Here is a 22,315-nt window from a genome sequence, read left to right as displayed (position 1 = left end):
TCAGGTAGCTCATGAATCGAGGGTGCGCCCCTCGGGTGCGGGCCGTTAGGGCCAAAGGTCACGGCGGCGCGCCAGGACACCGGGCCTGCCGGTCCGGATCCGGCACCTGGCACTGCCGGGCCCGGTTCCGCCGGCCGGTCCGTGTCAGTCGACCGCGGGTGGGCGGTGCCGTCCCAGCGTGCGCAGGTAGGCGCCGAAGCCGTGCGGCGCCCGGGCGTGGAGGCGGCCCGAGGTCAGCACGCGCATGCTGTCCGTCGCCATCACGGTGAAGGCGCGGCTGCGGAGGCTCTGCACCAGGATCCGGTCCTCGTGCGAAGAGAGCTTCGGGAAGCCTCCGGCAGCGAGGTAGGCAGAGGCCCTGACCCCGAAGTTGGCTCCATAGATGTGCGGGTGGCGCTCCTCGAAGGGATGGTGTTCCAGCCAGCGCCGGAGCAGCTCCGGATCCATCCCGTCCGGGTCCGGTTCCACCGAGCCCAGCACGGCGTCGGCTCCCGCGTCGGCGAATTCCAGTTGCCGGATAAGCCAATGTTCCGGCACCTGCGAGTCCGCGTCCGTATTGGCCAGCCAGGTCCGGCCGGCCCACGGCGGGGGTGTCCACCGTTTACCGGGGGGCCGCCGCCGGGCCGTCCCGATCCCGGCGGCCCGGATGCCGGCTCCGCGGCTGGCTCCGGCGTTGCGGAAGGCTACTTCGAGGGCGCTGAAGCGGCGGTCCGCCGCGGCGTACCGGGCGGCGATGCCGGCGGAGCCGTCGGTGCAGCTGTCCAGCACCACGGTCACTCTGACCTCCACATCGGGCCGGAGCCGGTGCAGGGCGTCGGCGGCGCGTTGTACTGCCAGCAGGGCGTGGCCGAGGTGCTCGTCCTCGTTGTGGGCGGGCATCACGACGGCGATCCGGTCGATGCTGTATCCGCGCGGCAGCGGCAGTGCGTGGGTTGCCACTCCGCCTAGCCTTCCGGCCCCGGCACGGGCGCCGCTGCCCGGCCCGCCGGCGGCGGTTCCCCGCCGGCCTCCGGCGCGATCAGGACCTCCAGAATGAAGTCGCGTTCCCGGTAGAGTCCGGCGTCGGCCCAGCCGAGGTGGCGGCGGGCGGCGGCGTGGACGGAGTCGCCGTCGAGCTCCCAGCCGGAGATGGGGTGGCGCCAGTGGCACAGTGCCAGGGTGCCGCCGGGCAGAAGTGCGGCCTCGACACGTTCGAACAGCCCAGCCAGCTCGCCGGGCGCGAGGTAGTAGCCGACCTCGGAGACGACGATCAGGTCGAAACGGCCCTCCGGCCAGTCCTGCGGGACAGTGAGGTGGCGGGTCCGGGCTGCGGGCAGGTGTGCGAGGCGCCGGGCGGCGTGGGCCAGCGCGGCGCTGCTCGCGTCCACGGCTGTGAAGCTGGTGCAGCGTTGGGCGAGCTCGACGCTGAGCGTCCCGATCGAGCAGCCGATTTCCAGTCCTGCAGCATAGTGCAGGCCCGGCAGGGCCGCGAGGGTGAGTGCGCGTTTGCGGTGTTCGTACCGGCTGGTGGTGTACTGCCAGGGGTCATCGGTTCCGGTGTGGACCGCGTCGAAAACGCCTTCCGCGTCAGCGGCGGCATAGGAGCTGCCACTGCCGGCGGCGGCCGGACGCTGCCACGCGAACGTCTCGAACGGACGTTCAAAGTGCTCCAAAAAAGCGGGCGGGAGCAGCACCTCGTCCCCGGGCTGGCCGGACAGGGACCGGACCTGGGTGGTGTGGAAGGCCATCGCCGCCGCCTTGGCCTGCTGTTCGGCGGGGTCCAGCGGAAGGCGCAGCCAGGACTGCCAGGCCTGGTCCGTGGCGTCCGCCCAGAGCCAGTACCAGATGGGATATTCCAGCAGCCCGTGGCCGCCGGCGCCGGCAACCTCGGCTGCGGCGGCGCCCAGCGCATCGTGGTCGGTGTGTCCGTCGTGCCGGTACGGCGCCACGAGGGTGATGCGCTCCGCGGGCAGTCCCGAAGCGGCGGTTGTTTCAGCGATGGCGTGCTGCAGGGCGGCCTGCATCTCCGGCCGGTGACCGGCGAGCTTGCCGTCCGGCAGGGCGAGGAACCGCCCGTCCGGATCCGGCAGCAGGTGCGCGAGCGCTCCGCCGAATTCCTCGAGCCGCACGGCGGCGAGCTGTTCCGGCGTCGTGGTGGGCGAGCCCGGGTGGGAGGCCTCCCCCGCCGTGCACAACAGCACCGTGACGCGGGCGCCGAGCCCCCGCAACCGGGCCATCAGCCCGCCGGCCCCCAGGGATTCGTCGTCCGGATGCGCGGCCAGGACGATGAACGCCTGGCCGGCGAGCTCCCCGGCGTCCAGCGGCAGCTCCGGGAGGGCAGCCAGGCCGCTGGCTGCCCAGGCGTCCTCGCCGGTTCCGGCGTCCTGGTGGGTGAAGCTCACCATGGGTGGTCCCCCTGAAGCGTGAGGGCACCAAGCTGGGCGTCGTCGCGCATGGCGTGGTGCTGGCGGATGTAGAGCGAGAGGTCGGCCATGCGCTTTCCGTAGACCTCGTCGAAGGCGAGCGGTCCGGGCCCGAGGTTCTGGCTGACCAGGGTCTGGATGCGTTCGACGGCGGTGGCAACGTTGCCGCGGACGCGGAGGGCCTCGCTCCACGCGCCGGTACCCGTGAGTTCCCCGGCATCGATCCGCGCGGCGGTCCGGGCGAGGTATCCGGCCAGGGCGGTGAGCGTGCGGTCGATTTCGCCGAGGTGGGCGAGGGCGAGCTGGTCGGGTTCGCGGCCGCCGCCGGCTGCCTTGAGCAGGGAATCCTTGAAGCCGCGGGCCACCGCGACGGCGCCGCCCAGCCAGCAGGCCGCCACGCCCATGCCGCCCCACGCGAAGCCGGGGCGGCGGTAGTACCAGCCCGCATCGCCCAACGGCACGGCCGGGACGGCGTCGAAGTGCACGGTGCCGCTGGGGATTTCCCGGAGTCCCCGGCTGCTCCACTGCGGATCCTCGAAGCTGACGCCGTGGGCGTGGAGGTCGACGGCGAAGGCCGCCCGGCCGCCGTCGTCCAGATGGGCGGTCACGACGGCGTGGTCCAGCTGGGCGGCCAGGGAACACCAGGGTTTGGCGCCGTGCAGCTGGAAACAGCCGTCCGCGGGCTTCGCCTCGAGCCGCAGGCCGGGGGCTTCGGCGGCGAACACACCCCAGGCGCCGCCGGGGCGGCCGCCGTCCTGGTCCGGGCGGTCCCGGCCGTCCAGTGCCGGCTGGCCGGCGGCCTGGGCGAGGATCGCCGAGGCGTCCAGGTGGGGTTCGATGGCCCGTCCGGCGGCGACGTCCACGGCCGTGACGGAAGCCAGGATCTCCCACAGGTACGCGGTCCGGCCCCCGCCGGGCAGCGGGGCAGTTGCTGCTGCGGCTTTGGCCAGCTCCAGCAGCGCCGGGATGTCGCCGACGGCCGACCGGGCCGTCTCCAGCAGGGGGGTGAGGCCAGCCAGCTGTTCCGGCGCAGAACTGATCCTCACGGCGAGGGGCCGCTGGGAGTCGGGAGTCCGGTTCATGTCGGTGGCCTGTTCCCTTTCGAAGTGCGTCTGGTTCCCCCGGCGTCCATGCCTGTCGGCCGGGCTACTGCTCAGTAAATTCGGGCTGTTCAATGTATTCGGGCTGCACTTAAATCTAAGCACACTGAGCACTTTGGGAATTCCGGTGGCCGCACGGGCAGGTGCACGGCGCCTTCCCAGACCACGTTGTCCATTACGACGGCGGTGCCGGGCCGGCCGAGGCGGACGGCCCAGTCGAGGTAGTGCGGGTTGTTTTCCTTATCCGCGTCGATGAAGACGAAATCGAAGGGCTCGGCACCCTCGTCAGCGAGGGCCTGCAGCGTGTCCAGCGCCGCCCCGACCCGGATCTCCACGAGGTGGCCCAGCCCGGCGGCGTCCACGTTGGCGCGGGCCACCTCGGCGTGTCGGGGGAGGTGTTCGCACGTGAGCAGCCGGCCGCCGTCGGGCAGCCCCTGGGCCATCCAGATGGTGCTGAAGCCGGCCAGCGTCCCGATCTCCAGGACGCGGCGGGCACCGGAGAGCTGGACCAGCAGTTTGAGCAGTTTGCCGGCGGTGGGGGCGACTTCGATGGGCGGCAGGCCCGCCTCCAGGGCGGAGGTGACGGCGCGCTTCAGGGAGTTGTCCGGACGGACCACGAGCCCGGACAGGAAGTCCTCGACGGCGATCCAGCGGGCTGCGGGCTGATGCTCGAACATGCCCCTGAGTCTTCCAGCTGGCCCGTCCCGGCGGTAGGCCGCCGGTGTCCCGGAAATTCCAGCCCGCGGCACAGCCTGGCTAGTCGCCGAGCGCCTGCTCCAGGCGGTCCAGTTTTCCGGTGAGTTCGCCCGTGAAGCCCGGGCGGATGTCCGCCTTGATGACGAGGGAGACCCTGCTGCCGTAGCGGCCCACGGCCGCGGTGGCCCGCTTCACGACGTCGAAGACTTCATCCCAGTCGCCCTCGATCGTGGTGAACATCGAGTCGGTATGGTTCGGCAGACCGGACTCCCGGACGATCCGGACTGCGGCGGCGACGGCGTCGTGGACCGATGCGTCGCCCGGCGCCTGCCCGCTGGCCGGAGCGCCTGAAGGAGCCACTGAGAATGCAATAAGCATGAGATTCTACCTTTCGTGTTCTTTTCGAGGGTCGGACTTGTGGTGTTGGACTACCCCTTATGGCTGCGTGTCACGAGTTTGCGCTCACCCATTTCCTGAGCTCCTCGGAAGAAAACGCATTCGAGGCGGTCGCTACTTCATGATCAGCAAGTAAGGCGGAAATCATCTCTTCGTCAAACACGATGATTCCCGATCGTTTGGCAAGGGTCCACGCGCCGCGGGTAATCGGCCCTGTCGTCAAGAAAAACAGGAGGACGGGCTGATACGGCTTCGCCGTGAACGCGGCGAGCGCCTCCCCGCCGTCGTACCCAACTCTCCTTCGTGCCATGTCCTGTGCCCCTACGAACTCCCGTATCTGGTTGGGACCTATCTCGCCGGTGTAGTGCTTGGCTTGACCCATGATCCAAAAATTCATCATCGAATCTGGACCGCCGAGGGGGTAGGCCCGGTCGAGCCGCCCTCGCATGGTGAACTCCCCGAATACGTCGATACCTTGGTCTCCAGAGGCGCGAGTCAAAATCGCGTTCTGACAGCCGATAAGGCTCAATATGCCCCGACAAATCGCTTCGAAGTCCGATGCGGTCAGCAGACGGACCCCGTCGCGATAAGAGTCTGCGTGTGATCGCGCCTCTTTGGATCGCATTAGCTCGAGACTGTCTGCACTATTCGGGTAACAGTGTCCCTGAATCATGTCTGGGTTTGACGAGTTGAAGTCGAATCGAACCGGATGCTCCAGCTCTCTCGATTCGGTGAGCGCCGCTCTCAAGCGTTTCAAAAGCGCCGGCTGCCATGCCGACGCCTTGTCGATAGCTTCGGCCTGAGAGGCGAACCACCCTTTCTCGGTGCCGACAGCGATGATGAGTTCAGTCGCCTCCCGGGGCGGTGATAGGTGGTCGAGACTCGCCACAACCCAATCCGCGACGGCCGCGGGTCCCGGTTTCACGCCGTTAGGAGGTCAACTTGGCGTAAGTGTCAAGCATCTTCTGTGATAGCGCCTGGATGTTCCGGATCAGGGTCAGGTTCTCCTCGGAAATCTTTTCAAGATCGAGGACTCCGATCGAAGTCAATGCCGTGATCGCCTCGGCAACCTCCGTGCTCCAGGACGACGAAAGCTCCTCAGCCTTGGCGAGTCCCAAGGCGTCTCCGAACGACCTGTTTGGATTGAGCAATACCTTTTTGGCTTCAGGATTTGCAAGAATATCCCGGAGGTCCCGCACCTGCGAATACGAGATGATCTTCACTTCGCGCTCGGGCTCGTCCTCATCTTCGTCGGCCCGAGTCCGCGTCAACAGCTGGTAAAACTGTCGGAGCTCCTCCCGATCTTCGAATTGAGCTTCCGTATCATTCCACCCGAGCCATCCCCTTACTGCCGGGATGGAAACCGCTTCATGAAACAGCGGGTACATCGAGGTATTGGCGTAGTCGCCGAAGTCCTCGTCGTCCTCCATCTGCTGGAGGGCTTTGAGCGCACGGTAACGCCTGTTCACTTCATGCTTGGTCATTCCCAAGCGATCTGCGATTTCGGCGCTGTCGAGCCCGTGGCGATCCCGCAGATCGGCAACGAGCTTGGCCCGTTGATACCCACCCCATTGCTTGATTCCGCCGACGTGCCTTATCCCCATTATGGATAGATAGGTGACTTCTCCCTCGTCCGACTCGATGACTATGACTGGTACAGCAGTCAACACGTCGAGGACATTGGGAGGAATCGACACTCCCGCCTTGTGATCTTCGGCAATCCACTGCAAGGCAGCGAGCCGGCGGTTGCCCTCAAGAACGAGGTACAACCATTCTCCTTTTATTTCTTGGTATTTCCTGACCACCAATCGCTCGACGGCCAGGAAGCCGTTGCTCACGATGGAACTCTTGAGCTCCACTAAGCCTTCGCTCCGGATTCGCTTGGTGGCACGCTCCTGAACGCTGGGCTCCGCGTAACGTTGCGAATCCGCCCGTACATAGTCAATTTCGTCCTGAAATCGGAAGTTGTTCGGATCAAGGAGAAGCCTGTTGATCGGAAGCAGTTCTTCTTTGTACGTCGGTGCCACGTAAACTCCATTTTCTGCAAGAGGGTCACGCTCACATTACATATATGAGTCAGTCAAGACGAAGGGCACTTACACGACTCGGTCTCAGCAGGCCTCTCCTGCGCGAGCATACTCAAGAAATTGAAGCGCTGCGGGATCTCGCTGGGCCGGAGTGACTGCGGCGGCGTCATGAACTGAAGACTAAAGACTCACTGTGCGCTTCGCCGCTAGCTGGGTGGTCCGACGGCGTTAGCTTTCCATATACTCTTTGGGCACTCTTGCACCCTCGATCGTGGTGAACATCGAGTCGGTATGGTTCGGCAGACCGGACTCCCGGACGATCCGTACCGCGTCGGCGACGGCGTCGTGGACAGAAGCCCCGTCCGCCGGGAGGTCCGCGGAACCGGCGGGCGGGTCATCGGCCGTGCGTGCTGGACGGCCTGAGGGTGCGACAGAGAATGCAAGCAACATGGCCCCAGTCTTTCACGTGCTCGAAAGGCGTGACGGCCTGGCTGGAGCCCTCAGATGTCCCGCCCCCCGGACCGGGCCCGGGCCCGGAGCCGGAGGCCGGACCCGTCACATAAATCAATACCCGGAAGTAACCTCCCCGCCCCGGCCCTGCGTTGCTAACCTAAGCAAATGAACCGGGTAGCAGACCGCAGGCCGCTCCGCGCCGATGCCGCGCGTAACGTGGACAAAATCATCACCGCTGCCCGCCAGTGCTTCCGGGAGCACGGACCCGAGGTGCCGCTTCAGACCATCGCCGTGACGGCCGGTGTCGGTCCGGCCACGCTTTTCAGGAACTTCGCCGACAAGGAAGAACTGGTTCTCGCGGCCCTGCACCGCCAACTCGGCCTGCTGGTCGACCCCGTGATCGAGGAGGCCCTCGCCGGGCCGGACGCCGCGGACGGGCTATTCCGTGTCATTGACGCGCTGATGGGCGTTGCCAGCGAAGAAGCCAATCTGCTGGGAGCCGTCGCGGGCCGGCGCGGACTACTCACCGGCATCACGGGCGATCTGATTGAATCCGTGGCCGTGCTCCTGGGCCGCGGACAGGGCCAGGGAACCCTGCGCAGCGACATTTCGATGACAGACCTGATCCGCCTGCTGGCCATGCTGATCGGTGTTGTCGACACCATGGAAGCCGGTTCGGATGCCTGGCGCCGCCCTGTTGCCCTGGTCGAGGATGCCATCCGCACGGAGCGCCCGAACCGGCCGCTGCCGCCGCAGGCGCCGCTGCCGGGCACGGCGTACGACTCTGCCCTCGGCTAGTACCGGTGTCCTGGGAAACCGTGGCGGGCGCCGTTGGCGGCGTGCTGTCGGTTTACGCCGTCCTGCTGGCCCTCCTGTGGGGCTATGCGCGCCGGCACCCGGAAACGGTCGCGATGAAGGACGCGCTGCGGTTGCTGCCGGACCTGCTGCGGCTCCTGCGGAGGCTGCTCGCTGACAAGACCCTGGGCGCCGGGGTGCGGATCAGGCTTGCCCTGCTTCTGGCGTACCTGCTCTCGCCGATCGACCTTGTCCCGGATTTCGTGCCCATCCTTGGCTACGCGGACGACGTGATTATTGTGGCCCTCGTGCTGCGCTCGGTGATCGCGCGGGCGGGTGAGAATGCGGTGCGCCGGCACTGGCCGGGAACGCCCGACGGGCTGCAGCTCATCCTCAGGCTTGCCGGCCTCGGGGCACCGCGGTAAGAGTTTAGGCGCTGAAGGCCGTTCCGGCCGGTCCTTCGTCGAACCTCTGGAGGATTTCCTCGGCGATGACCCGGAGCTTGACGTTTCTGGTGTTGGAGACCTTGGCCAGCAGCTCGAAGGCTTCGGACTGCGAGCAGCGGCTCTGGGCCATGAGGATTCCGGTGGCCAGGTTGATCACGGTCCGCGACCGCATGGCCTGCAGCAGGTCCCGGTTCAGGCCTTTGGCGGAGTCGAGCCGGACGGCCAGCCGCATCACTTTGGCGGCGCGGACGGCGAGCGCCCCCCAGACCGCCACGGCAGCGTCGTCGAACGCCTCGGGGGACGTCGACGAGAAAGTCAGGATGGCCGTTGCGTCCCGATCCGCCAGCAGCGTTACCGCGAGAGTACTGCGGTTCCCGCGCTGGGCGGCGGCCCGCTGGTAGCGCCTCCACCGGGGATCCATCGTTGTATCCGGGACCAGCACCGCCCGCCCGGTCTGCATGGCCTCCAGTCCCGGTCCCTCCGCCACGCCGTCCTGCAACCCGTCCAGATCCAGCGCCTCGGGGCTGCTGCCGGCCAGGACTGTCGGCTGGCGGCGCCGGGCCAGCCGCACCGAGCACACCACCGGGCGGCCGGTTTCGGCTGTGGCGAGCTCGGCGGCCAGGGCGGACAGGTGCCGGAGGAAATCCTCCAGCGCGTCGTTGTCGAGCAGGAGGTCCTGCAGCCGCTCCGAGAGCCGGGCTCTCAGCATCAATCCTCCGCCGGCTTCTCTTTGGCCTCCTGGAGGTGGTGCTGCAGCTTTTCCTCGGCCTCCCGGCGGCGCCGGGCCATCTCCCGCAGTTCGCGGGTGGACTCGGCACCCGGCGGAACGAAGGGCTCGTGCGGCTTGGAATGCTGACCCTTGCCGGGCGCGGGAGTATCCGGATCCTCGTTGGCGGTCATACCCGAATGCTTTCACGGTGCCCCTGCGGCAAATAGGGACTAAAGACCGTTACGGAGCGGTACGGCAGGGGTTAATGGAGCTGCTAGCCCCAGCCCAGCAGCCGGAGTCCGGCTGCCGCGCCGGCTCCGGCGAGGACGACCACCAGGAACGGCGCCCGGAGCAGCAGGGCGATTCCGGCCGCGGCCAGAGCCCCCAGCCGTGCGTCCAGCGCCAGCGTCTGGCCCGCGGCCACCGTGTTCACGATCGTCAGGGATGCCAGCAGGCCAATGGTCATGGTCCCGGCGATCCGGGACATCCGGGGGTCGCGCAGCACGCTGGCCGGGACCAGATAGCCCAGCAGTTTCCAGGCGTAGCCCAGCAGGCAGGAGAGCAGCAGCCACATCCACAGGCTCATGCGGCATCTCCGGAGGGCCGCCCCTGCGGGTGCTCGGCGTAGGGGTCCACGTCCGGTTCCAGTCCTTCGTCGCTGCGGCCATGGCTGAACCAGCCGATGGCTGCCGCCACCACCGCGGCCACCAGGATCGGCACCCCGGCGGGCACAAACGGTACGGCCAGCACGGTGGCCAGGGCGCAGACGACGGCGATCGCCACCGGCTCGCGGCCCTTGAGCCGGGGCCAGAGCAGGCCCAGGAACGCCGCGACGGCGGCACCGTCCAGGCCCCACTGCTTCGGATCCCCCAGCGACGCTCCGGCCAGCGCGCCCACGGCTGTGAACAGGTTCCAGAGGACGAAGATGCCCAGACCCGCGGTCCAGAAGCCGCGCTTCTGCTCGAGCGGGTCGGTCTGACCCGTGCTGGTGGCGGTGGATTCGTCGATGGTGACGTGGGCTGCGGCGAACCGCAGCCAGCCGCGCGGCCGCAGCAGTGCGTTGATCTGCATGCCGTAGATCCCGTTGCGCATGCCCAGCAAGGTGGCGGCACCCATCGCGGCGATGCCGGAGCCGCCCCCGGCCACCACCCCGATAAAGGCGAACTGCGAGCCGCCGCTGAACAGCAGCAGGCTCAACGCCATGGTCTGCCAGAAGTCGAGCCCGGCGGTGACGGACAGCGCACCGAAAGACACACCATAGAGACCGGTGGCGATGCTGATGGACAGCCCGACCCGGACGGCCGGGGACTGCAGGAGCCTCACCGCCGGACCGGGTGGCGCAGACTCCAGGCCCAGGCGATGAGCGGCGCCTGCAGCGGCAGCCGCAGGGTGTGCGCGCGGCGCTGGCCGGGCGTCCCGTCCGGGCCGTACGCCTTGCGCACCGCGTCGAGGTGTCCGGCGAGGAAGGCGGTGAACATGGCCGCTACGCAGCCGGCGGCGGCACGGCGGGTCACCGGAATCAGGAGCCCGACGGCGGCGCCCGCCTCGAGCAGGCCGCTGAGCGCCACCCATTCCTCCCGGGACAGCACGGCGAGGGGGCTGTTGGGGCATTCGCCGGTGTCGTCGCGGCAAAGGAAATCCGGAACCACCGGGGCGAAGAAACCGGGATCGTCGAAGTGCTTCGCGGCGCTGGCCAGCAACAGGGCGCTCATCGCCACGGCAGAAAGCGTCTGGGTGTCCCGGCCGGACCAGCGATAAGGCATGGAACAACTCAATCACAGCCGCGGAGCGCCCGCTAACCGTGGTTGGCTGCACCCAAAAGGGGACTTTCCGCATGGGTGAATGCCAGCTCATCCGGCGAACCTTGTTGACTATGGGCAGTGTCGTGGAAATGACCGGCGTGGTGAAGCGTTTCGGGGCGGTGACGGCCCTGGACGGACTGGATTTTGAGGTGGCGGCCGGGGAGGTGCACGGCTTCCTCGGCCCCAACGGATCCGGCAAGTCCACCACCTTGCGGCTCCTGCTGGGACTTTGGCGCTCCAGCGCGGGTACCATCCGGGTGCTGGGCCTGGACCCCTGGCGCGAGGTGGCTACCCTGCACCGGCGGCTGGCTTATGTCCCGGGGGACGTGGCGTGCTGGCCGAACCTGACCGGCGGCGAGGTGATCGACCTGCTGGGCCGGCTGCAGGGCGGCCAGGACCGCGCGCGCCGCGATCGGCTCCTGGAACTGTTCGGGCTGGATCCCACCAGGAAGCCGCGCACCCACTCCAAGGGAAACCGGCAGAAAGTGGCCCTCGTGGCTGCCCTCGCGACCGACGCCGAACTGTTCCTGCTGGACGAACCGACAAGCGGCCTGGACCCGCTGATGGAGGACGCGTTCCGCGGCTGCGTCCGCGAACTGCGAGCGCAGGGGCGCACCGTGGTGCTGAGCAGCCATATCCTCCGCGAGGCCGAGGCCCTCTCCGACCGGGTCAGCATTATCCGCGCCGGGAAGGTGGTGGAGACCGGCCCGCTGGAGCAGCTGCGGCACCTGACCCGCACCTCGGTCACCGCCGACGTCGCCGCGGTGCCCCCCCGGGCTCGATCTCCTGCCCGGCGTCCACGACCTCGTCGTGGCGAACCACCGGATCAGCGCGCAGGTCGAACCTGCCGGGCTGACCCACCTGATGCAGGCGCTGACGACGGCGGGGCTGAAGTCCCTCACGAGCCAGCCGCCGACGCTGGAGGACCTGTTCCTGCGCCACTACGGCGACGCCGCTGGCTGCTTCCGGTCTGGATCCTCGGCTTTGCCCTGATCACCTACTCGACGGCGCTGGCCGGAGCCGAGCTCTACCCCGACATGGCGAACCGCGTTGAGGCCTCCACCGTGCTGAACGCAACTGCCTCGATGGTGGCCCTGTTCGGACGGATCTACGATCCCACCTCCATCGGCGCACTCTCGCTGATCAAATAGACCGCGTTTATGACCGCCATCCTCGCCGTCCTCATGGTCATCCTCACGATCCGGCACACCCGCAGCGACGAGGAGAGCGGACGCCTGGAGCTGCTCGGCGGCGGAAGGCTGGGCCGTGACGCCCCGCTGGCGCCCGGCGGGTTGCCGGCCACCGGTTCCCTCGCCTTAGGGCTGGGCTGGGCTGCCACGGGAATGGCCTTCAGTGCCGTGGCGGGGCTTGCGGCCCAGCTGACGGCCAGTGCCCGGGCCGCGACCGGGTACAGCATCAGTGTCGTGGCCGTCACCTATGCGCTCCGCGCGGTCGGAGACCTGGCCGAACCGGGCCCCTCGGTGCTCTCCTGGCTGTCGCCCCTCGGGTGGAACCAGCAGATCCGTGCGTTCGCCGGGGACCGCTGGTGGGTGCTGGTGCTTCCGGTCAGCCTGTCCCTTGCGCTGGTCCCGGCGGCCTTTGTGCTCCGTGCCCGGCGCGACCTGGGGGCCGGGCTCCGCGCGGAGCGCCCCGGGCCGGCTGCCGGTTCCCTCTTCGGCGTCTGGGACCTGGCTGTGCGGCTGCAGTACCGGGTGCTGGCGGCCGCCTATGGGGTGTCCTCCGCGAACCACCTGCGCAGCGAGGAGGCGGCGGGCCACACCGAAGCCCTGCTGGGGACGGCGACCGCCCGGGTCCGGCGCCGCTTTCGCCGTCAACGACGCCGCCGTTGTGGGCCGCAGCACCGTGGCCGCCCTGGCGCAGATCCCCGCTGCCTGGGTGGTGACCAGCGTGGCGCTGGCGGTGTTTGGCTGGGCGCCGCGGCTGGGCGGGGCGGTCTGGGGTCTCCTGCTGGCCCTCGTCGCCCTGGGGGAATTCGGGGTGCTGTGGAACGCCCCCGCATGGCTGATGGACCTCTCCCCGTTCCGGCACTCCCCGCTGCTCCCGGTGGTCCCGGGTGATGTGCCGGCGCTGGCGGTCCTCACAATGGCCGCGGCAGCCCTTACAGCGCTGGGCTATTCCGGCTGGCGCCGCCGCGATCTCGCAGCCTAGGCATCGCGGCCCGGTCATCGCAGCCTGTGCCCTGCGGGCGCCGGCTTAGCGGCGGCCCTGGGTCCCGGCCGACAGCTGGGCGAGGACCCGGGCGGGCCGGTTCGTGGTGATCTCGTGGATCCCCAACTCCTGGCAGAGCGCGACGTCGTTTTCCGAGTCCACGGTCCACACCCGGAAGCGGCGGCCGGAGTTGAGCCAGCGTCGGATGGTCCGGGAATGCTCGCGGACGTAGTCGATGCCCGGCCCGGCCAGCCCGGTCTCGCAGTCGTCCAGGATCCGCTCGGCTTCGGTTTGCGCTGCCTTCATCAGGTTCGCGAGCGCCCCGCCGGTAATCGCCCCGAGGCCAAGCTCCTCGCGGATCTCCTGGACGTTGACGTCGTCCACGAGCTGGCACACGGCGTCGGACGGGACTGATTTCAGCAGGTGCTTCACCGAATCCGGACTGAAGCTCATGAAGGACACCAGGATGTTGCCGAGCCGTGACGTCGCCGGGTCCCAGCCCGCGGACGTGAGGACCTCCAGGACCCGGTCCTCCAGCTTGAGCTGGAAGGGGCTGGGGTGCTTAAGCTCAATCGCCAGGCCGATCTCCCGGCCGGCGGCCCGCAGCAGGACCAGCAGCTCCGGAAGGGTCAGCAGCTGGGCCGACCTGGCACCGTACTCGTCCGGGATTCTGGCGCCCTTCCAGGAGGAAAAATCCAGCTGCCGGAGCTCGTTGAGGGTCCGGTCCGCCACCGGGCCGGTGCCGTCCGAGGTGCGGTCCAGGTTGGCGTCGTGCAAAAGCACCGCGTGCTGGTCCCGGGTCAGGTGGATGTCGCACTCCACGCCGTCGGCGCCGTCGGCGATGGCCTGCAGGTAGGCGGCCCGCGTGTGCTCGGCGAACGCGCCGCTTGAGCCCCGGTGGGCGTATACCAGCGGACGGGCTGCGGTGGACTCGTCAGTCGTCATGCTGACACGTTAGCCGACAGCCGCTGCCAAAGCGGGGCTAGGCTGGGCACATGCAGGTGAATACTGAGCCAAGTACCCGTCCCGAAGGACACAGCGACGCCGGGGCTGCCGCGGCCGGCGGTGCCGCCCGCCGCCAGAGGATGGCCGCCGGCGACGCCGAGAAGGCCTCCGCGCTGCGGAAGATGAAGCTGCTGGCGCTCTCGCTGCTGGTCCTGATGGCGATCATCTTTGTGGTCGCCTTCGCCCTGCAGAAGCAGTACCCCTGGCTTGAATACGTCCGGGCCGCAGCCGAAGGCGGCATGGTCGGCGCCCTCGCGGACTGGTTCGCGGTGACGGCGCTGTTCAAGTACCCGATGGGCCTCAAGATTCCGCACACCGCCATCATTCCGCAGCGCAAGGACCAGATCGGCGCCTCGCTGGGCGAATTCGTGGAGACCAACTTCCTCTCCGAGCAGGTGGTCCAGGAAAAGCTGGCCTCCGTAGACATTGCCCGGAAGGCCGGTGCCTGGCTCTCCGGGCCCGGCGGCGCCGAACGCGTCGCCAAGGAGGGCGCCGCCGTCATCCGCGGCGCCTTTACCGTGCTCAATGACGACGACGTCCAGGCCGTGATCGAGGGCATGGTCCGCCGGCATCTGCTCGCCCCGCCGTGGGGTCCGCCGGTGGGCAGGGTCGCCCAGCGGATCTTCGAGGACGGACACCACCACGCCCTGGTGGACGTGCTTGTGGACCGGACCGTGGACTGGGTGCGGGACAACCAGGAAACGGTCAACCGGGTGGTCACCGACCGTTCCCCGACGTGGGTGCCCTCGTTCGTGGACGGGCTCGTGGGCGACAAGGTCTACGTGGAGATCCTGAAGTTCACCCGCGCAGTGCAGTCCGACCCCCGGCACCAGGTCCGCCTCTCGATCGACAAGTACCTCAAGGACCTCGCGCAGGACCTCCAGCATGATCCGGTGATGATTGCCCGGGCCGAGGGCATCAAGGCCCAGGTCCTGGGCGATCCCGAGATCCGGGAACTCGCCTCCCGCACCTGGGGGACCATCAAGGCCGCCCTGCTCTCCGCCGTCGACGATCCGCACAGCGAGCTGACCGTACGGTTTAAAGCCGCCGTGCATGACTTCGGCACCCGGCTGGTGGTTGATCCCGAACTGGCCGGCAAGGTGAACAAGTGGATCGGGGACGCCGCGGGGTACCTCGTGAAGACGTACCGCTCGGACATCGCAGGAGTGATCACCGATACCGTGGCCCGCTGGGATGCCGAGGAGACCTCCCAGAAGATCGAGCTCCAGATCGGCAAGGACCTGCAGTTCATCCGGATCAACGGCACCGTGGTGGGGGCCCTCGCCGGGCTCGCGATCTTCACGGCGGCGCATCTGGCCTTCGGCTGACAAGCCGGCGTCCCTGCCAGGCGGCCGCCGGCTGCTTTCAGGCAGGGCTCAGGCGAAACTCTCCAGTTCGACGCCGGCGCTTTCCAGGGCCGCACGGATCGCGGTGGCCGTGGCGACGGATCCGGGGGTGTCGCCGCGGAGGCACAGCGACTGCGGTTCGATCCGGAGCACGGTGCCGTCAACGGCCTCGACCTCACCCTTCGTGGCGAGGCGCACCGCGCGTTCGGTGATCCGGCCGACGTCGTCCAGCATGGCGCCGTCCTGCGAGCGTGGCACGAGGGTGCCGTCCGGCAGGTAGGCGCGGTCGGCGAAGGCCTCCGCGAAGACCGGGTGGCCGGCTTCCCTGGCGATGCCAAGCAGGGCGGAGCCCGGGAAGCCCAGGACGGGAAGCCCCGGATCGTAGGCCTGGATGGCGGCAACCACGGCGGAGGCCTGCTCGGCGTCACGAACTGTCCGGTCGTACAGCGCCCCGTGCAGTTTGACGTAGTCCACCGAGGCGCCGACGGCGTGCGCCACCCCGTCCAGGGCCCCCAACTGGTACAGCACGGCACCGAAGAGGTCATCGAAGGTAATGTCCATGGCCCGGAGGCCGAAGCCGGCGAGGTCCGGGTAGCCGAGGTGCGCGCCCACCCGGACGTCGAGCTCGAAGGCGGCCCGGCAGGTGTCCAGCATGGTTACGGGGTCCCCGGCGTGCAGGCCGCAGGCCACGCTGGCGCTCGTCACCAGCGGGAACATCGCGGCGTCCTCGCCCAGGGTCCAGGTCCCGAAGGACTCCCCCAGGTCAGCGTTCAGATCCAAAACCTGCCCCTTCCTGCGCTGCCTTGTCCTTGCTGCCCCGCCCTGCTGCCGGGCTTTCTGGTACTGCCGGGCCTGCTGCTGCCGCCGGGCCGCCCAGTTCGCCGGGAATGACGAGCGGCATCGGGCCGAACGCTTCCTTGGCGCTCGCGACGACGGCGCGGCCCATCACCCGGTTGCCCACACCGCCCACGACGGCGCCGATGCCGAACGGCAACGCCCGGCCCAGCAGGGCAGCGCCCTGCTGTTTGAGCAGGGTCCGGAGGAACATTGTCTGGATCCGCTCCCGCACCGAGCCGAAGCCGGCCAGCGGAACCCGGCGGGTGAAGAGGGATCCCCAGGCCTGGGTGGGGCCCTTGCCCTGTCCTGCGGCCTGCCCGCTCAGCGAGCTCAAGAGTGCGGTGCCCTCCTCGCCCAGCATGATGGCCATGACCAGGGTGCTGGCTTTCTCCGGGTCCACCAGCCGGACGCCGTGGAGTTCGGCGAGGGAGGTGGAGAAGAGTGCGGTGGCTTCGAGGAAACCGACGGTCGCGGCGGCCGAGAGGCCCAGCGCGGCGGCCGTCCCGACGCCCGGAATGACGGCCGCGCCGCCCACCAGCGCGCCGCCGCCGGTGACGGCAATGAGGTAGTCCCGTTCCAGGGTCGCGGCAAGCTGCGCCGCGGTGGCATGCGGATGCCTGCGCTGGAGCCGGCGCAGGTTCGCCAGCACCAGCGGGCGCTGGACTTCCACGGCCCGCAGGAGCACGTTGTGGACGCCGGGCTTGGGCTTGCCCTGGGCATCGAACATCGCGCTGTGTGCTGACTTCTGGGCAATTTTTATTGCCGGGTTGCTTCGCTTGGCCAATGTCGCCTCTCCGTGAACTATAAGTGTGCTGAGCTTCGTCCGGTGTTAACACTAGGTCACGGGCCCTCCGTCCGGGGAACTCCGGCTTCGGGGCTGGGCACCCGGGCGGATGCGGGCAGTTGGGGGCGGAGGGTGTCCGCCCCCAACTGCCCGCGGCACCCTGGGTTTAGCGCGGGGTCCGGATGAGCTTCTTGTTGACGAACTCGTTCATGCCGAACCGTGCCAGTTCGCGCCCGACGCCGGAGCGCTTAACTCCGCCGAACGGCAGATCCGCCTGGGTTTCGACCACGGAATTGATGAATACCATTCCGGTGTCCAACTTGTCCGCGACATCCTTGGCCTTCCCGGTGTCGGAGCTAAAGACAGCACCGCCGAGTCCGTACGGGGAACCGTTGGCCAGCTCGATGGCCTCCTGCGCGGTGGCAACCTTGTAGATGACTGCCGCCGGGCCGAAGAGCTCCTCGGAGAACGCCCGCATCGCGGGGGTCACATCGGTCAGCACGGTGGGCTCGACGAAGGCGCCGGGACCCTCGACGTGGTGTCCGCCCGTCCGCAGGGTGGCACCCTTGTCCACAGCGTCCTGGATCTGTTCGATGAGGCCGTCGGCGGCGCTCTGCGAGGAGAGCGGGCCAAACCTGGTGTCGGCCAGCAGGGGGTCACCCGGCTTGATCGCCGACATCCTGGCGGTGAACTTCTCCACGAACGCCTCGTAGAGGTCCTCAAGGATGATGAAACGCTTCGAGGCCGTGCAGGCCTGCCCGGCGTTCCCCATCCGTCCGCTGACCGCGGCCTTGACTGTGGCGTCGAGGTCATTGGAGTCGAGGACGATGAAAGGATCGCTTCCACCGAGTTCCAGCACGTACTTCTTCAGGTTCCGGCCCGCCACCTCGGCCACTGCCGATCCTGCCCGCTCGCTGCCGGTGAGCGAGACACCCTGGACGCGGTCATCGGCGATGACCTCGGCAACCTGTTCCTGGCTCAGGAACAGGTTGATGTAAGCGCCCTCGGGGAGTCCTGCATCCTTGAAGATCTGCTCAATCGCGAGGGCCGACTGGGGGCAGTTGCTGGCGTGTTTGAGCAGGACAGTGTTGCCGAGCATCAGGTTGGGGGCGGCGAACCGCGCCACCTGATAATAGGGATAGTTCCACGGCATAATGCCCAGGAGCGGCCCGACCGGCGCGGAGCGGACAATGGCCTCGCCGCCGCCCTTGACGTCCAGCAGTTCGTCCTCGAGGAAGGACGGGCCCTCTTGCGCGTAGTACGAGTAAATGTCAGCCACGAGGTCCACTTCGCCCCGGGACTGGGCCAGGGGCTTGCCCATCTCCGTGGCAATCAGCCGGGCCAGCTCATCGCGGCGCTCCAGGTACAGTTCGGCCACGCGGGCAATCACCTTCGTGCGCGCCCCCACCGGAGCCGATTGCCAGTCCTTGAAGGCGTCCTTGGAAGCCGCGAGCGCGTGCTCGACCTCGCCCGCGGTAGCGAGCGGGAATTCCTTCAACGTTTCCCCGGTCGCGGGGTTCACTGTCTTGTAGGCAGTCATTAATGCACCATCTCCGATTCTGAGTAGTCCGGCTCAATCAGGCCCGCGGCCGCCGCCGCTTCGTGGCAGCCAGGCGGCACTCCGGGCCCAGTTCGTCGGTACGGGCAGTTCCGATGAGGTCGCCCGTCCTACTAGGCGGCAACCCGGACGGCCCGCCTCCTATTCCATCAGACCTTTTGCGGCCGGAATCCGCCGCTCCCGGGCAGGACCGGGCCTTTAGGCTGGAGCCATGCGCTCCTTGAGGGCCCTCCGTCCGTTCGCGCACAGGGAATACCGCGTGCTGATCGCGGCCCTGGCCATCTCCATTTTCGGCTCCGGAATGTGGGCCGTGGCAATGGTCTATGAGGTGATCCAGCTGGGTGGCGGCCCGCTGGAGCTCTCCCTGGTGGCGGCGGCGGGCAGCGTGGGCCTCGTCGCGTTTGTGCTCGCGGGCGGCATCGCGGCGGACCGGTTCCCGCAGCGGCTCCTGATCATCGCGGTGGAGGGTGCGAACCTTGCCGTCATCGCCGGCATCAGCGGGCTGGCGATCCTGGGCTGGCTGCAGCTCTGGCATCTGGCGCTCGGCGGGTTTGCGCTGGGCGTCGGGGCCGCGTTCTTCTTCCCCGCCTACTCCGCCATCCTTCCCCGAATCCTGCCTCCGGAGGACCTGCTCGCGGCCAATGGCCTCGAGGGGACCATGCGGCCGATGCTGCAGCAGGCCGCCGGCCCCACCGTCGCAGGCATCCTGGTCGCCGCAGTGTCCCCTGCGCACGCTGTGGCGGGGGTGGCTGCGTGTCATCTGCTGGCCTTTTCCATCCTCATTCTGCTCCTGCGCCAGCCCCGGGCGGGGGCGGAGAGCGTGGATTCGGGCCCGGGCGGACACGCCAGGACGTCCGTGCTGCACGACCTCCGCGAGGGGGTCAGCTACACGGTCCGCACGCCCTGGCTGTTGTGGACGCTGCTTTGGGCCTGCATCTCCGTGCTGTTCCTGATCGGCCCCATTGAGGTGCTCCTGCCGTTTGTGGTCCACGACCAGCCCGGCGGCGACTCGCGCATGTTCGGTTTCCTGCTCGCCGTCATGGGCGTCGGCGGTGCAGCGGCCTCGCTGGTTACGGCCTCGTTCCCGCTTCCGCGCCGCTACCTCAGCGTCATGATGGTCAGCTGGAGCGCAGGCAGCCTGCCGCTCGCCGCCGTCGGGATCATGGACAGCTTCTGGGCGCTGGCTGCCGCGCTGTTCATCTTCGGCGCCACCGGCGGCATGGGTATGGTCATCTGGGGAACCCTGCTGCAGCGCCGGGTGCCCCCGCACCCGCTGGACCGCCACCAGGTGGACGGCCTGGCGGATGCCACGGCCCCTGCCGAAGCGTCCGGACCAGGGCAGCCCGGTCCAAAGCAACGCGGGGTCACCTAGCGCCCATGTTGATGGGGATCATGGGCGCTGTCTGACCCCGCGTTGCTTGGCGGCGGCTTAGACGGCCGCCCGCACGATCGGGATCGACGCCGTCGGGAGTCCACTCGGGAAGACCGTGGGCTCCGGTTCCGCGACCGGTGCCAGCGGAACCCGCACCGTGTCGCCGTCGGCCGTGAGCCGCTCGCCGCGCACGTCAACCTCGAGCGGTGCGCCCTCGAGCACGGTCAGGCTGATGGAACCCTGGGCCAGTTCGACCCGCAAGAGCCGGCCCTGGATCTTCAGGTGGAAGGACAGGCCGTCCCATTCGGCGGGCAGCCGCGGGTCGAAGTACGGCACTGCACCCTGGTCACGCAGGCCCGCGAAGCCGCTGACCAGCGAGCTCCACACCCCGCCGGTGGAGGCGATGTGCACGCCGTCGATCGTGTTGCCGTGGGTGTCGTCCAGGTCGATGAACAACGCGTGCGTGAAGTGGTCCAGCGCTGCGTCGGCGTAGCCCACCTCGGCCGCCATGATGCCCTGCACACAGGCGGACAGGGTGGAGTCGCCGGTGGTGATCGGGTCGTAGAAGTCGAAGGCGCGGCGCTTTTCCTCGGCCGTGAAGTCCTGCCACTGCAGGAACATGGCCAGCACGCTGTCCGCCTGCTTGAGGACCTGGTGGCGGTAGATCACCAAGGGGTGGAAGTGCAGCAGCAGCGGGTACTGGGACCGGGGCGTGGTCCAGTCCCATGGCTCCAGGGTCATGAAGTCGTTGTCCTGCGAGTGCACCTGAAGGTCCTCGTCGTAGGGCAGCTGCATCCGGTTGGCGGCCTGCTCCCACAGCTGGCGTTCGGCGTCGTCGATCTCCGCGTGGTCCAGCGCCGCCGCGGCACGCAGGTTAAACCGGGCCATGACGTTGGTGTACAGATTGTCATTGACGACGGCGGTGTACTCGTCCGGGCCGGTGACGCCGTGGATGTGGAAGAGCCCGTCCTTGCCGAAGAAGCCCAGCGAGACCCACATCCGGGCGGTCTCGATCAGCAGCTCGGAGCCGAGGGTCTCCTCGAACGCCTGGTCGCCGCTGGCCCAGATGTAGCGGTTGGTGGCGAAGGCGATTGCGGCAGCGATGTGGAACTGGGCTGTGCCGGCGGCGTAGTAGGCGCTCGCCTCGAGCCCGTTGATGGTGCGCCACGGGAAGAGGGCGCCGTCCACGCTGAGCTCCTTGGCGCGGATCTTGGCCTCTGGGAGCATGTCGTGGCGGAACTCGAGGACCTGGCGGGCGTTTTCCGGGCTGGTGTACGTCAGGTACGGCATCAGGTACACCTCCTGGTCCCAGAAGTAGTGGCCGTCATAGCCGGAACCGCTGACGCCCTTGGCCGGGATGCCGGCGACGTCGGCGCAGGCCGTGGCCTGGGCCAGCTGGAAGAGGTTCCAGCGGACGGCCTGCTGGAGTTCGGTCTGGCCGGCGAGGTCGATGTCGCTGGTGGTCCAGTACTCGCGGTAGTGCGCGGCACTTTCGGCGAAGATCTCCGCGAGCGTCCTGAGGGTCGCTTCTGCGTCGTCGGCCAGGTCTTCGGAGGCCTGCCCGACGGCGTAGCTGACGCTCTTTTCCAGCACGAACGGCTCGTCGGCGCCGACGGCCAGGACGTAGCGCACGCTGCTGTCGTCCTCGTGCACCTGGGTGTCGAAGGGCTGCACCCCGGCGTTTGTCCAGTGGTCGACGGCGAGGCCGATGCGCTGCTTGGATTCGGCGGTCTCCCAGGACAGGCGCAGCGAGCCGTCGCCGCCGTCGAGCCGCACGGGAAGCAGCACCCGCCCGGCGTGCCGGCCGGCGCGGCGCGGGTCATGGGCTGTGTGGTCCTCGACCGGCTGGTCCTGGCGGTTGATCACCGAGGAGGTCACGTCCGCGGAGATGTCCCGGTCCGCGGCCAGTTCCAGCGAGATGCCGAGCGCACCGCGGGACTGGTAGCCGACGGCGCGGCGTTCGGTGGTGGTCACGGTGGCGCCGGAACGGCACTGCCAGGTGATCCGGCATTCGTAGACACCGGTGGCGAAGTTAACGCTGCGCCGGTAGTCCAGCACGTTGGATTCGTCCAGGCTCAGGGTTTCGCCATCGATGACCACGGTGAAGTTGTTGGCGTCCGGGATGTACAGGATCCGCTGGCCGGTGCGGGCGAAACCGTAGGCGTTCTCGGCGTGTTTGATGTCCCAGATCTCGTGGAAGCCGTTGATAAAGCTGCCCGGCAGCTCGGCGTCAGCGGCAGCCCAGTGCGCACCGCGGATGCCGAGGTGGCCGTTGCCCAGACTAAAGAGCGTCTCCAGCGTGCCGGCGTTGCCGGGGAGGTGGACGGTCTCGACCAGCTGCCAGGGGTCGTTGGGGAACCGTGCGCGGTCCGAGGTGATGAGGGCCATGGTTTTTCCTTCAGGCGGTAAAGAATCAGG

Annotated in this window: 22 protein-coding genes and 2 pseudogenes; 6 read left to right on the top strand and 18 right to left on the bottom strand. The window is 68.4% G+C overall.

The features are described from left to right. Positions 1 to 144 precede the first annotated feature (144 nt). From ACZYX4_RS13460 to ACZYX4_RS13425, 8 genes and pseudogenes are all read right to left on the bottom strand, one after another. Positions 145 to 879, bottom strand: a complete 735-nt coding sequence (locus tag ACZYX4_RS13460) for a glycosyltransferase family 2 protein (protein WP_463876680.1) — start codon at positions 877 to 879, stop codon at positions 145 to 147. Positions 880 to 944: 65 nt separating this feature from the next. Then, on the bottom strand, positions 945 to 2,384 hold the full coding sequence (locus tag ACZYX4_RS13455; RefSeq protein ID WP_463876652.1) for a PIG-L family deacetylase: 1,440 nt from the start codon (positions 2,382 to 2,384) through the stop codon (positions 945 to 947). After that, complete coding sequence (locus ACZYX4_RS13450; protein WP_463876650.1) at positions 2,378 to 3,484, bottom strand: hypothetical protein; 1,107 nt, start codon at positions 3,482 to 3,484, stop codon at positions 2,378 to 2,380. Before ACZYX4_RS13450 ends, ACZYX4_RS13455 begins: the two co-directional genes overlap by 7 nt. An 89-nt stretch (positions 3,485 to 3,573) precedes the next feature. Beyond that, positions 3,574 to 4,179 carry an O-methyltransferase gene (locus ACZYX4_RS13445; RefSeq protein WP_463876648.1) on the bottom strand — a complete coding sequence of 202 codons (606 nt, stop codon included), beginning with the start codon at positions 4,177 to 4,179 and terminating at the stop codon, positions 3,574 to 3,576. A gap of 79 nt (positions 4,180 to 4,258) precedes the next feature. Beyond that, positions 4,259 to 4,576, bottom strand: a complete 318-nt coding sequence (locus tag ACZYX4_RS13440; protein WP_463876646.1) for a thiamine-binding protein — start codon at positions 4,574 to 4,576, stop codon at positions 4,259 to 4,261. A gap of 70 nt (positions 4,577 to 4,646) precedes the next feature. Then, positions 4,647 to 5,483: a restriction endonuclease gene (locus ACZYX4_RS13435; RefSeq protein ID WP_463876644.1), complete on the bottom strand. Its 837-nt coding sequence runs from the start codon at positions 5,481 to 5,483 to the stop codon at positions 4,647 to 4,649. A 40-nt stretch (positions 5,484 to 5,523) separates the two neighbouring features. Then, entirely contained in the window at positions 5,524 to 6,621 is a 1,098-nt protein-coding gene (locus tag ACZYX4_RS13430) for a hypothetical protein (RefSeq protein WP_463876642.1), read from the bottom strand. A gap of 261 nt (positions 6,622 to 6,882) precedes the next feature. Then, positions 6,883 to 7,071, bottom strand: a pseudogene (locus tag ACZYX4_RS13425) (thiamine-binding protein); the annotation flags it as partial. Between the two features lie 168 nt (positions 7,072 to 7,239). Here ACZYX4_RS13425 and ACZYX4_RS13420 point away from each other — a divergent pair. Further along, positions 7,240 to 7,872, top strand: coding sequence for a TetR/AcrR family transcriptional regulator (locus tag ACZYX4_RS13420; RefSeq protein ID WP_463876640.1), 633 nt, complete (start codon positions 7,240 to 7,242; stop codon positions 7,870 to 7,872). 5 nt (positions 7,873 to 7,877) lie between these two features. Continuing rightward, positions 7,878 to 8,294 carry a YkvA family protein gene (locus ACZYX4_RS13415; protein WP_463876638.1) on the top strand — a complete coding sequence of 139 codons (417 nt, stop codon included), beginning with the start codon at positions 7,878 to 7,880 and terminating at the stop codon, positions 8,292 to 8,294. A 4-nt stretch (positions 8,295 to 8,298) separates the two neighbouring features. On the opposite strand, the gene ACZYX4_RS13410 is transcribed toward ACZYX4_RS13415, so the two are convergent. The 5 genes from ACZYX4_RS13410 to ACZYX4_RS13390 form a co-directional block, all read right to left on the bottom strand. Further along, entirely contained in the window at positions 8,299 to 9,024 is a 726-nt protein-coding gene (locus ACZYX4_RS13410) for a GAF and ANTAR domain-containing protein (protein ID WP_463876636.1), read from the bottom strand. Further along, the gene (locus tag ACZYX4_RS13405) at positions 9,024 to 9,215 is read right to left on the bottom strand and encodes a hypothetical protein (RefSeq protein WP_463876634.1); all 192 of its coding nucleotides are present in this window, start codon (positions 9,213 to 9,215) and stop codon (positions 9,024 to 9,026) included. Before ACZYX4_RS13405 ends, ACZYX4_RS13410 begins: the two co-directional genes overlap by 1 nt. Before the next feature lie 83 nt (positions 9,216 to 9,298). Beyond that, positions 9,299 to 9,610 carry an AzlD domain-containing protein gene (locus tag ACZYX4_RS13400; protein ID WP_463876633.1) on the bottom strand — a complete coding sequence of 104 codons (312 nt, stop codon included), beginning with the start codon at positions 9,608 to 9,610 and terminating at the stop codon, positions 9,299 to 9,301. Then, a complete protein-coding gene (locus tag ACZYX4_RS13395; RefSeq protein WP_463876632.1) occupies positions 9,607 to 10,347 on the bottom strand; it encodes an AzlC family ABC transporter permease in 741 nt (246 codons plus the stop codon). The genes ACZYX4_RS13400 and ACZYX4_RS13395 overlap by 4 nt, the downstream gene beginning before the upstream one ends. Further along, on the bottom strand, positions 10,344 to 10,787 hold the full coding sequence (locus ACZYX4_RS13390; protein ID WP_463876631.1) for a DoxX family protein: 444 nt from the start codon (positions 10,785 to 10,787) through the stop codon (positions 10,344 to 10,346). The genes ACZYX4_RS13395 and ACZYX4_RS13390 overlap by 4 nt, the downstream gene beginning before the upstream one ends. 110 nt (positions 10,788 to 10,897) lie before the next feature. Here ACZYX4_RS13390 and ACZYX4_RS13385 point away from each other — a divergent pair. Further along, positions 10,898 to 11,819, top strand: a pseudogene (locus ACZYX4_RS13385) (ABC transporter ATP-binding protein). Between the two features lie 167 nt (positions 11,820 to 11,986). Further along, a complete protein-coding gene (locus tag ACZYX4_RS13380; RefSeq protein WP_463876629.1) occupies positions 11,987 to 12,904 on the top strand; it encodes a hypothetical protein in 918 nt (305 codons plus the stop codon). Between the two features lie 136 nt (positions 12,905 to 13,040). Here the strand turns inward: ACZYX4_RS13380 and ACZYX4_RS13375 are convergent, their stop codons facing one another. Continuing rightward, positions 13,041 to 13,940, bottom strand: a complete 900-nt coding sequence (locus ACZYX4_RS13375; RefSeq protein ID WP_463876627.1) for a glycerophosphodiester phosphodiesterase — start codon at positions 13,938 to 13,940, stop codon at positions 13,041 to 13,043. Between the two features lie 50 nt (positions 13,941 to 13,990). On the opposite strand from ACZYX4_RS13375, the gene ACZYX4_RS13370 reads away from it, so the two are divergent. Beyond that, positions 13,991 to 15,328 (top strand): DUF445 domain-containing protein, encoded by a 1,338-nt coding sequence (locus tag ACZYX4_RS13370; RefSeq protein ID WP_463876625.1) that lies wholly within the window; start codon positions 13,991 to 13,993, stop codon positions 15,326 to 15,328. Positions 15,329 to 15,376: 48 nt separating this feature from the next. Here the strand turns inward: ACZYX4_RS13370 and ACZYX4_RS13365 are convergent, their stop codons facing one another. The 3 genes from ACZYX4_RS13365 to ACZYX4_RS13355 form a co-directional block, all read right to left on the bottom strand. Further along, on the bottom strand, positions 15,377 to 16,126 hold the full coding sequence (locus ACZYX4_RS13365) for a LamB/YcsF family protein (protein WP_463876623.1): 750 nt from the start codon (positions 16,124 to 16,126) through the stop codon (positions 15,377 to 15,379). Then, the gene (locus ACZYX4_RS13360; RefSeq protein ID WP_463876622.1) at positions 16,110 to 16,967 is read right to left on the bottom strand and encodes a hypothetical protein; all 858 of its coding nucleotides are present in this window, start codon (positions 16,965 to 16,967) and stop codon (positions 16,110 to 16,112) included. Before ACZYX4_RS13360 ends, ACZYX4_RS13365 begins: the two co-directional genes overlap by 17 nt. Before the next feature lie 166 nt (positions 16,968 to 17,133). Further along, positions 17,134 to 18,507, bottom strand: coding sequence for an NAD-dependent succinate-semialdehyde dehydrogenase (locus ACZYX4_RS13355; protein WP_463876620.1), 1,374 nt, complete (start codon positions 18,505 to 18,507; stop codon positions 17,134 to 17,136). A gap of 229 nt (positions 18,508 to 18,736) precedes the next feature. Here ACZYX4_RS13355 and ACZYX4_RS13350 point away from each other — a divergent pair, with 229 nt between their 5' ends. After that, a complete protein-coding gene (locus ACZYX4_RS13350) occupies positions 18,737 to 19,897 on the top strand; it encodes an MFS transporter (protein ID WP_463876618.1) in 1,161 nt (386 codons plus the stop codon). A gap of 57 nt (positions 19,898 to 19,954) precedes the next feature. Here ACZYX4_RS13350 and ACZYX4_RS13345 read toward each other — a convergent pair whose 3' ends face one another. Further along, complete coding sequence (locus tag ACZYX4_RS13345) at positions 19,955 to 22,285, bottom strand: glycoside hydrolase family 65 protein (protein WP_463876616.1); 2,331 nt, start codon at positions 22,283 to 22,285, stop codon at positions 19,955 to 19,957. Between the last annotated feature and the right edge of the window lie 30 nt (positions 22,286 to 22,315).

The sequence above is a fragment of the Pseudarthrobacter leeuwenhoeki genome (assembly GCF_055412885.1).
This window is presented reverse-complemented; position numbering and strand designations above follow the sequence as displayed.

Bases quoted from the DNA above. Each gene is read 5' to 3' on its own strand.
- ACZYX4_RS13460 (WP_463876680.1), bottom strand. From the start codon at position 879: ATGCCCGCCCACAACGAGGACGAGCACCTCGGCCACGCCCTGCTGGCA.
- ACZYX4_RS13455 (WP_463876652.1), bottom strand. From the start codon at position 2,384: ATGGTGAGCTTCACCCACCAGGACGCCGGAACCGGCGAGGACGCCTGG.
- ACZYX4_RS13450 (WP_463876650.1), bottom strand. From the start codon at position 3,484: ATGAACCGGACTCCCGACTCCCAGCGGCCCCTCGCCGTGAGGATCAGT.
- ACZYX4_RS13445 (WP_463876648.1), bottom strand. From the start codon at position 4,179: ATGTTCGAGCATCAGCCCGCAGCCCGCTGGATCGCCGTCGAGGACTTC.
- ACZYX4_RS13440 (WP_463876646.1), bottom strand. From the start codon at position 4,576: ATGCTTATTGCATTCTCAGTGGCTCCTTCAGGCGCTCCGGCCAGCGGG.
- ACZYX4_RS13420 (WP_463876640.1), top strand. From the start codon at position 7,240: ATGAACCGGGTAGCAGACCGCAGGCCGCTCCGCGCCGATGCCGCGCGT.
- ACZYX4_RS13410 (WP_463876636.1), bottom strand. From the start codon at position 9,024: ATGCTGAGAGCCCGGCTCTCGGAGCGGCTGCAGGACCTCCTGCTCGAC.
- ACZYX4_RS13405 (WP_463876634.1), bottom strand. From the start codon at position 9,215: ATGACCGCCAACGAGGATCCGGATACTCCCGCGCCCGGCAAGGGTCAG.
- ACZYX4_RS13400 (WP_463876633.1), bottom strand. From the start codon at position 9,610: ATGAGCCTGTGGATGTGGCTGCTGCTCTCCTGCCTGCTGGGCTACGCC.
- ACZYX4_RS13390 (WP_463876631.1), bottom strand. From the start codon at position 10,787: ATGCCTTATCGCTGGTCCGGCCGGGACACCCAGACGCTTTCTGCCGTG.
- ACZYX4_RS13380 (WP_463876629.1), top strand. From the start codon at position 11,987: ATGACCGCCATCCTCGCCGTCCTCATGGTCATCCTCACGATCCGGCAC.
- ACZYX4_RS13375 (WP_463876627.1), bottom strand. From the start codon at position 13,940: ATGACGACTGACGAGTCCACCGCAGCCCGTCCGCTGGTATACGCCCAC.
- ACZYX4_RS13370 (WP_463876625.1), top strand. From the start codon at position 13,991: ATGCAGGTGAATACTGAGCCAAGTACCCGTCCCGAAGGACACAGCGAC.
- ACZYX4_RS13355 (WP_463876620.1), bottom strand. From the start codon at position 18,507: ATGACTGCCTACAAGACAGTGAACCCCGCGACCGGGGAAACGTTGAAG.
- ACZYX4_RS13350 (WP_463876618.1), top strand. From the start codon at position 18,737: ATGCGCTCCTTGAGGGCCCTCCGTCCGTTCGCGCACAGGGAATACCGC.
- ACZYX4_RS13345 (WP_463876616.1), bottom strand. From the start codon at position 22,285: ATGGCCCTCATCACCTCGGACCGCGCACGGTTCCCCAACGACCCCTGG.